We start from the raw sequence: 3,660 nt of genomic DNA, 5'->3' as shown, positions 1-3,660 counted from the left end.
CCGCTGCGGCAGCATGAACAGCCGCCTGTCGGCGTGGAAATTGACGCTGCCGCCGCCCCACGGCCACAGGCCGGCGACGGCCCGCACCAGCGTCGACTTGCCCGAGCCGGATTCGCCGGCCACCAGCACCCGCTCGCCCGGCTCGATCGCGACCTCGGTCTCCTTGACCACCGAGGTGCCGTCGTCGAGCGTCACCGAGAGATTATCGAGGCTGAGCATGGCGCCATCTTCAGTCTCACCGCGCTGGATGCGTCCCAGCGCATCGCTCAGTTCGGCGCGCTCCAGCCCGTCGAGCGACATCATCAGCGAGGCGACGCGTCGCGCGCAGGCGTTCCAGTCGGCGAGGCGCGGGTAGTTGTCGACCAGCCAGCCGAAAGCGCCCTGCACAATGCCGAAGGCGGAAGCGGCCTGCATCACCTCGCCAAGCGACATGTTGCCTTCGAGGAATTTCGGCGCGCACAGCAGGATCGGCACGACGGGCGCAAACAGGCTCGACCCCTGCGACACGAGCGCCGTGCGCATGTGCTGGCCGGTCAGCAGCGCCCATTGCCTCAGCACATGGCCGAAATTCCTGTCGATGCCGCTGCGTTCCTCGTCCTCGCCGCCGAGCAAGGCGATGCTCTCGCCGTTCTCGCGCACGCGTGTCAGCGTGTAGCGCAGCTCGGCCTCCGCCTGGTTCTTGCGCTCGGAGAGCTGGACGAAGTTGCGACCGATGACCACCATCGAGGTCGAGGTGATGGCGGCATAGATGACTGCGGCGATGACCAGGAAGCCGGGAATGGTGATGGTGTCGCCGCCGATCGGCAGGGTGAGCGCCCCACCGATCGTCCACAGCACCACGATGAAGGTCGAGGCGGCGAGAAACGCCACCAGGACGCCTGAGATGAAATCGACGGGCGAATCGGTGGCGATGCGCAGATCCTCGGTCATGCGGGCTTCGGGGTTCTGGTGGTCGCCGCTGACCAGATTCAGCTGATAGTAGCGGCCGCTGGCCAGCCAGCGCGAGATGACCGCGGTGGTCAGCCAGGAACGCCAGCGGCGCTGGATCGTCATGCGCAGATAGACCTGCGCAACGACAAGGCTTCCGTTGGCGAACACGAGCGGCAGGAAGACGGCGGTGAGGAGATAGACGGTGCGGGCGTCACGCTGCTCGAGGGCGTCGAAGATCGAACGGTTCCAGACATTGATGCCGTACTGGACGCCGACATTGATGCAGATCAGGATCAACAGCCCGATCGTGAACGGCCAGGCGAGCCTGTCGCCGCGCCGGCTCCAGTAGCCGCGGGCGCTGATCCAGAAACGCCGCAGCAGATATTTCTTGCGCGCCTGCTCGGCTTCTTCGGGGGTCAGCTTCGGATCGGGTTCGACGGCCTCTGGCGGCGGCGCGGCCTCGCCGTTGACCTCGGGCGCCGAGGCCTTCTCTTCGCGCGACTGCTCTTGGCTCGATTCCTCCTGGCGCGATTTCTCTGCCCTCGTTTTCTCTGGGCGCGCCTTCTCTCCGCGCGACTTCTCTTCGTCTGGCGTCCCTGGGCGCGACCGCTTCTGGCGCGACTTCGGGGCACCGCGCGGTTTGGCGCCGGCGGCCGGCTTCGGTTTGGAATCAACTTCTGACATCAGCCGACAACGGCTTCAAAATCAGAAGGTTTCATGCCGTCGGCTCGATAGTCCGGCTGCCGGCAGCCCTGACCAGCACTTGCAACGGCCTGACGCCACCCAGCAATCCCGCCCCGGCCATTCCAACACGCCCGACTTTCTGTTTGAATGCCGCCGACATTCGAATGGAGTGCGGCTCATTTCAAACGATCCTTTCGCCCCCTTGCGGGAGCGTTTCCTGGCCCGGTGCGCCGATCAACTCGCGGAGCTGAAGGTCGCGCGGGAGCAAGGCCCGCTGCCCGACGTGATCAAGCTCGCCCACTCGCTGGCGGGAGCCGGCGGAACGTTCGGCTTTGCGGAGATCAGTGCCAAGGCAGCGGCGCTGGAGACGCTGCTGGTCGAACAGGCGGATGGCGGTGCCATTGACGCAGCGCTCGATGCGCTGATCGCGGAGATCGAGCGCACGCTGCAATGACGCGAATGGCCGGGCGCGAACCGGCCGCGCCTATTTCTTGGCGCCGCCGAGGCCGGTCCTGGTCATCTCGCCCCAGCCATGGTTGCCGCGCAAAAACTGCCACCAGCCCTTCACGCGCCAGAAATTGTTGAGCTGGCGGTAGCCGAAATTCTCGATCACGGCGACCGCCGTCAGCACGGCCAGGTCCCTGGCGCGGGGAAAGCGTTGCAACTCGGCCTCTTCGAGGACGAGCGAGCAGACGCTGACGCAGACGCCATAGGTGAAGACGAGTGAAGTGAAGGCGAGCAGATATTCGCCCGACAGGATGCCGAGCAGCCAGAAGGCCGGGATCAATATATAGCCCAGCACCTCGGCCACCGGCCCCAGCACGTCGACGATCAGTATGTGGCCGAAGCCGAGGAAGCCGACGCGGCCGTAGCGCGGGTTGAACAGCATCGCGCGGTAGCGGAAGAAGCATTCGAGCGCGCCGCGCTGCCAGCGCGTGCGCTGCGTGCCAAGCACGCTCAGCGTCTCCGGCGCCTCGGTCCAGCACACCGGCTCGGGAACGAACTGGATGCGGTATTTGCGCCTGGTATCGCGCATGTGGCGGTGCAGCTTGATGACGAGGTCGAGGTCTTCGCCCATCGAACCCTGGGTGAAGCCGCCGACCGCCACCACTTCGGCGCGGCGGAACATGCCGAAGGCGCCGGAGACCAGCATCAGCGTGTTGATGCGGCTCCAGGCGAGCCTGGCCATCAGGAAAGCGCGCAGGTATTCGACCACCTGCAGCAGCGGCAGCAGGCGCCACGGCAGGCGCACCTCGCGCACCCTGCCCGCCTCGATCCGCGAGCCGTTGGCGATGCGGATCGTGCCGCCGACGGCGATGGTGCGCTCCGGATCGTCGATGAAGGGTTGCGCGGCGCGCATCAGCGCATCGGGCTCGAGGATGGAGTCTCCGTCGATGACGCAGAAGACCGGCGCGCGGCAGACATTGATGCCAGCGTTCTGGGCGTCGGCCTTGCCGCCATTCTCCTTGTCGACCACGAACAGCCGCTCGGTCATCGGCGAGGAATAGAGGCCGCGGATCGGCTGGTGCGCCAGTTCCTCCTCGTAGGGCCGGTGGAACTTCACCAGCCTGAAGGCCTCGATCAGGCGCTGCAGCGTGTCGTCCTTCGAGCCGTCGTTGATGACGATCACCTCGAAATTCGGATATTCGAGCGCCAGCATGGAATGGACGCTCTCGACCACGTTCAGTGCCTCGTTGTAGGCGGGCACCAAAAGCGCGATCGGCGGCGCGACGTCGCCGTAGCGGTGCCAGAGCAGCGCCGAGCGCGCCACCGGCGGGCGCATGGACAGCGCGTAGGCGGCGACGATGAGCTGCAACAGGTAGATCGCCGTTTGCGCCAGCCCGGCCCCGATGATGAACCAGGACAGGATTGAGGCTGTCAGAACGATCTGGTGGCTCCAGTCGGCGATCATGTGGCAGGGCCCTCGGCAAGGATGAGCGAGGCGGTGCGCTGGCTGCGCGAGACGTCGCTGGCAGCCATCGCGCGCAGCATCTTTTCGCCGGGCTGGCCGAAGGAGCGCAGCGCGTTGGCGGCGGCATAGCGCAC

The 3,660-nt window shown here is 66.3% G+C and carries 3 protein-coding genes; 1 reads left to right on the top strand and 2 read right to left on the bottom strand.

The genetic code is table 11. The annotated features are described in order from the left end of the window. Positions 1 to 1,614: ABC transporter ATP-binding protein/permease (locus EN745_RS31735; RefSeq protein WP_127423070.1), on the bottom strand; the 1,614-nt coding region annotated here is incomplete at its 3' end. A 79-nt stretch (positions 1,615 to 1,693) separates the two neighbouring features. Between EN745_RS31735 and EN745_RS31730 the strand changes: the two genes are divergently transcribed. Continuing rightward, on the top strand, positions 1,694 to 2,068 hold the full coding sequence (locus EN745_RS31730; protein ID WP_245487885.1) for an Hpt domain-containing protein: 375 nt from the start codon (positions 1,694 to 1,696) through the stop codon (positions 2,066 to 2,068). 30 nt (positions 2,069 to 2,098) lie between these two features. Here EN745_RS31730 and EN745_RS31725 read toward each other — a convergent pair whose 3' ends face one another. Then, positions 2,099 to 3,526 carry a glycosyltransferase gene (locus EN745_RS31725; protein ID WP_189363222.1) on the bottom strand — a complete coding sequence of 476 codons (1,428 nt, stop codon included), beginning with the start codon at positions 3,524 to 3,526 and terminating at the stop codon, positions 2,099 to 2,101. Positions 3,527 to 3,660: the final 134 nt, after the last annotated feature.

Source organism: Mesorhizobium sp. M4A.F.Ca.ET.022.05.2.1, assembly GCF_003998845.1.
GTDB lineage: Bacteria > Pseudomonadota > Alphaproteobacteria > Rhizobiales > Rhizobiaceae > Mesorhizobium.
The sequence above is the reverse complement of the archived record's forward strand: the minus strand, read 5'-3'. Positions and strand labels throughout refer to the sequence as shown.

Bases quoted from the DNA above. Each gene is read 5' to 3' on its own strand.
- EN745_RS31725 (WP_189363222.1), bottom strand. From the start codon at position 3,526: ATGATCGCCGACTGGAGCCACCAGATCGTTCTGACAGCCTCAATCCTG.